The sequence below is a fragment of the Aeromonas finlandensis genome (genome assembly GCF_000764645.1).
GTDB lineage: Bacteria > Pseudomonadota > Gammaproteobacteria > Enterobacterales > Aeromonadaceae > Aeromonas > Aeromonas finlandensis.
In genome coordinates, this window is sequence record NZ_JRGK01000086.1 from 1 (window position 1) to 4,636 (window position 4,636).

5 protein-coding genes and 1 pseudogene are annotated in these 4,636 nt (G+C 61.9%); all 6 read left to right on the plus strand.

What is annotated here, in order from left to right; genetic code table 11:
• Positions 1-74 precede the first annotated feature (74 nt).
• Entirely contained in the window at positions 75-1,550 is a 1,476-nt protein-coding gene (gene pcnB / locus LD28_RS0109680) for a polynucleotide adenylyltransferase PcnB (protein WP_033136769.1), read from the plus strand.
• 11 nt (positions 1,551-1,561) lie between these two features.
• Positions 1,562-2,071: a 2-amino-4-hydroxy-6-hydroxymethyldihydropteridine diphosphokinase gene (gene folK, locus LD28_RS0109685; RefSeq protein WP_033136770.1), complete on the plus strand. Its 510-nt coding sequence runs from the start codon at positions 1,562-1,564 to the stop codon at positions 2,069-2,071.
• Positions 2,068-2,862, plus strand: a complete 795-nt coding sequence (panB, locus tag LD28_RS0109690) for a 3-methyl-2-oxobutanoate hydroxymethyltransferase (RefSeq protein ID WP_033136771.1) — start codon at positions 2,068-2,070, stop codon at positions 2,860-2,862. Before folK ends, panB begins: the two co-directional genes overlap by 4 nt.
• A 201-nt stretch (positions 2,863-3,063) precedes the next feature.
• Positions 3,064-3,921: a pantoate--beta-alanine ligase gene (gene panC, locus LD28_RS0109695; protein ID WP_033136772.1), complete on the plus strand. Its 858-nt coding sequence runs from the start codon at positions 3,064-3,066 to the stop codon at positions 3,919-3,921.
• Between the two features lie 24 nt (positions 3,922-3,945).
• Positions 3,946-4,296, plus strand: coding sequence for a putative quinol monooxygenase (locus tag LD28_RS0109700; RefSeq protein ID WP_033136773.1), 351 nt, complete (start codon positions 3,946-3,948; stop codon positions 4,294-4,296).
• Positions 4,297-4,440: 144 nt separating this feature from the next.
• Positions 4,441-4,636, plus strand: a pseudogene (locus LD28_RS0109705) (L-cystine transporter); the annotation flags it as partial.

Here is a 4,636-nt window from a genome sequence, read left to right on the forward strand (position 1 = left end):
GCACGGTTTTTCATTTGGTTAGGCGTGAGCTATGATAGGCCGCTATTTTTTGGCCTCCCGTCAATTTAGAAGTCATGAAGAGGTGTACCATTTTTTCCCAGATCGCAAACTTTTGCCGCAAGGTGCTCGGCAAGGAAGACGGCGAGCAGCCGGTGGAATCTCCCATTCCAGCCCGTGTCGCCGGTCAACGTCGTACCTTAAGCCGTGACCAGCACCCGATTTCGCGCAAAGAGATCAGCGAGAATGCACTCAAGGTGCTCTATCGCCTGAACAAAGGGGGCTATGAAGCCTACCTGGTCGGCGGCGGGGTCCGGGATATTCTGCTCGGGAAGACGCCCAAGGATTTCGACATCGCCACCGATGCGACGCCGGAGCAGATCAAGGCACTGTTCAGCAACTGCCGCCTGATTGGCCGTCGTTTCCGCCTTGCCCACATTGTCTTTGGTCGTGACGTGATCGAAGTGGCCACCTTCCGGGGTCACCACCATCAGGTCAATACCAGCAAACATGTGTCGGCCCAGTCTGATGAAGGCATGCTGCTGCGCGACAACGTCTACGGCACCATCGAAGAGGATGCCGAGCGCCGCGACTTTACCGTCAACGCCCTCTACTACAGCGCCAAAGATTTCACCCTGCACGATTTCGAAGGGGGTCTGGAAGATCTGGCCGAGCGCAAGCTTGAGCTGATCGGTGATCCCGAGACCCGTTATCGTGAAGATCCGGTGCGGATGCTGCGCGCCGTGCGCTTTGCCGCCAAGCTGGACATGACCATCAGCCCGCGTACCGCCGCCCCCATCAGGGAGCTGGCGCCGCTGCTGCAGGATATTCCGGCGGCTCGTCTGTTTGAGGAGACCCTCAAGCTGTTCCTGGCTGGCGACGGTCTGGCGACCTACAAGCTGATGCGCGAGTATGGCCTGTTCCAGCAGCTGTTCCCGCAAGTGGCGGCGCTGTTTACCCCGCACGGCAACTCGCCCTGTGAGCAGCTGATCGAGCTGGCGCTGATCGATACCGACACCCGTGTCCGTGAAGATAAACGCGTCACCCCCGCCTTCCTCTACGCCACCCTGCTGTGGGGCGCTGTCGAGGCCCGTGGTCGGGTGCTGGAGAACGAGAGCGGCCTGCCCTGGTATGACGCCTTCATGTTGGCGATCAACGAGGTGCTGGACAATCAGGTGCGGATCATCGCCATTCCCCGCCGTTTCACCACCGATGTGCGCGACATCTGGGCACTGCAACAGCGACTGACCCGTCGTCAGGGTCGTCACCCCGAGCGCGCCATGGAGCATCCCAAGTTCCGCGCGGCGTTCGACTTCCTGTTGCTGCGCAACCGGGTCGAGCGGGGTCTCGGCGAGCTGGCCAGCTGGTGGGAGCGCTATGTCGCCTCCAATCCGGATGTGCGCCCGCAACTGCAGCGTGAAGCGACCCGTCGCCCGGCGAGCGGTGAGCGTGCCCCGGCCGGTGAGGTCCGTAGCAACGATGGCGAGAAGCGCAGCAGCAACAGCCGCAACCGTCGTCGCCCCCGTCGCCGCAAACCGAAAGTGGCCGAGTGATAACAGACGTGATGACCGAGGTCTTCATCGCCATTGGTTCCAACCTGTCTGACCCGCTGGGTCAGGCTCGTCGCGCCGTCGCCGCCTTAGGCCGGTTGCCGGGATCTGTGCTGGTGGAGGCCTCGTCGTTTTACAGCAGCCGCCCCATGGGCCCTGCTGACCAACCGGACTACGTCAATGCCGTGGCCCGGCTCAACACCCGGCTCGCGCCCCTTGCGCTGCTGGATCAATTACAAAAAATCGAGCTGGAACAGGGACGTGTGCGCAAAGATGAGCGGTGGGGACCGAGAACACTGGATCTCGATCTGCTGCTCTATGGGGATCAGGTGATCAACCATGAGCGCCTGATCGTGCCCCACTACGGCATGAAGGAGCGGGAGTTCGTGCTGCTGCCCCTTGCCGAGATTGCGCCTGCTCTGGTGCTGCCCTGCGGCACCCCGCTCGCCCGACTGGTTGCCCGCTGCCCGCACAATGATTTGGCCATCATTGCCCCGCGTGCAGACGTACAGGAGCCTCTATGAGCAAGATCACCACCGCCAGCCTGCTGAAGATGAAGCAGGAGGGTCAAAAGTTCACCGCCATCACCGCCTATGATGCCACTTTTGCCAAGCTGTTCGACGACGAGGGGGCCCATGTGCTGCTCATCGGCGATTCGCTGGGCATGGTGCTGCAAGGGGGTCAGGATACCCTGGCGGTCAACATGGATGAGATGGTCTATCACACCCGCTGTGTGGCGCGCGGTGCCAGCAAGGCGCTGGTCATCGCCGACATGCCGTTCATGAGCTACGCCACCCCGGAGCAGACTTACCAGAACGCCGCCCGCCTGATGGCGGCCGGTGCCCGCATGGTGAAGATGGAAGGGGGCGACTGGCTGTGCGACTCCATCCGCCACCTCACCCGCAACGGGGTGCCGGTGTGCGGTCACCTCGGCCTCACCCCGCAATCCGTCCATGTCTTTGGCGGCTTCAAGGTGCAGGGGCGCGACGAGTTTCAGGCCCAGGAGATCTACCGTCAGGCCCTCGAACTGCAAGCGGCCGGTATCCAGCTGCTGGTGCTCGAGTGCGTGCCCACTGCGCTGGCCGAGCGCATCACCAAGGCGCTGCGCATCCCGGTGATCGGCATCGGTGCCGGCCCGGCGACCGACGGTCAGATCCTGGTGATGCATGATGCCTTTGGCGTCACCTCCGGTTATGTGCCCAAGTTCACCAAGAACTTCCTGGCCGAGACCGGTGATGTGCGTGCCGCCATCCGCCTCTATGTCCAGCAGGTGAGCGAGGGGAGCTTCCCCGGCCCGGAGCACTGCTTCAACTGATCCTGACGGTTGCACGATGGGGGCTGCGGCCCCCGTCTCTGCTTGTCAGCCTCGCAGAGTTAATCCGTATAGCTAATCCGTATCTTATTGATTCATCTAAAGGTGAACTGCTGATAGCGATGCTCGTACCCCATTCCGTCCGAGCGCTACCGGTGGATGCAACCCGTCTCTCTTTTTGATTTATCGGAAGGTGAACTGCTGATGTTGGTCGTAAATAATCCCGTCGTTCTGCGTGAGCAGATAACTCTTTGGCGCCGTGAAGGGCGTGCCATCGCATTCGTGCCCACCATGGGCAACCTGCATCAGGGTCACCTGACGCTGGTGAAAGAGGCGCACAGCCACGCCGAGAAGGTGGTGGTCAGCATCTTCGTCAACCCGATGCAGTTCGACAAGGCCGAGGATCTCGCCAACTATCCGCGCACCCTGGAGCAGGATTGCGCTGCGCTGGAAGCGGCTGGCGTCGACATGGTGTTCACCCCGACCCCGGAGATCATGTATCCGCAGGGGCTGGTGAGCCAGACCTTCGTCGAGGTGCCGGGCCTCTCCGGCCTGCTGGAAGGGGCGCTGCGCCCGGGTCACTTCCGCGGTGTCAGCACCGTGGTCACCAAGCTGTTCAATCTGGTGCAGCCCGATGTGGCCTGCTTTGGCCAGAAGGATTACCAGCAGCTGGCGCTTATTCGCAAGATGGTGGCCGACATGGCGATGCCCATCGAGATCGTCGGCGTGCCCACCGTGCGGGCCGAAGACGGGCTGGCGCTCTCTTCGCGCAACGGCTACCTGACTGCCGCCGAGCGGGCGCTGGCCCCTGAGCTGGCGCGCACCATGAACTGGATCGCCGAGCAGATTGAAGCGGGTGACCACCACCTGCCTTCGCTGGTGGCGCAGGCCAGCCAGCGTCTCGACAACGCCGGTTTCCGCACCGATGCCATCGACATCGTCGATGCCGCCACCCTCGAATCCGCCACTGACGAGAGCGCGCAGCTGGTGATCCTGATGGCCGCTTATCTGGGCAAGGCCCGCCTTATCGACAACCGGGTCGTCACGCTGCAACAAGCCTGAGCCCGTCACAACCAGGAGGACCCCATGTCCAAGAAGGTTTATTGCATTGCCCAATTCCTGCCCAAACCCGGTCAGGAGCAAGCCCTGTTTCAGGTGCTGCAGGCGCTCGAGCCCAATACCCTGCGTGAGGATGGTTGCCTGCAATATCGGGTGACCCGCCACATCGCTAGCCCGTTTGCCGAGGGGGAGAACTTCCCCATCGTGTTCAACGAGATTTGGCAAGATATGGCGGCTTTCGAAGCCCACTGCCAGCGTGCCGAGATCACCGCGTTCTTCGAGCGTTACTGCCTGGCGGAAGAGGGTTTGGCTGCCAAGTGGAATGTCTGCGTCTATAGCGACGAACCCGAGCAGTACGACGCCCCCGTAAAGAAGTAATTCCCCCGATTGCCAGCGGACGCCCCCTCGGGCGTCCGCTGTTTTTTCACGCCTGCAATCCGGCGTTCTCCCCCGCGACCCCGCTCGCACCCGCTGTTTTCTCTGTCTACAATCGGCCCTGATGGCCGCTACAGGTGTTTATTTATGTTTACCTTGTTTGCTTCATTGCTCTTCTGTCTGCTCTGTTTCGCCCTGACCCGGCTGCCCGCGACTGTGCCGCTGTCGCGCAAGGTGCTCGCCGGTTTGGTGCTGGGGGGGCTGTTTGGTCTCGGTCTGCAACTGGGGTGGGGCGCCGATGATGCTGGCGTTCAACAGACGCTGGAGTGGGTCAATATCGTCG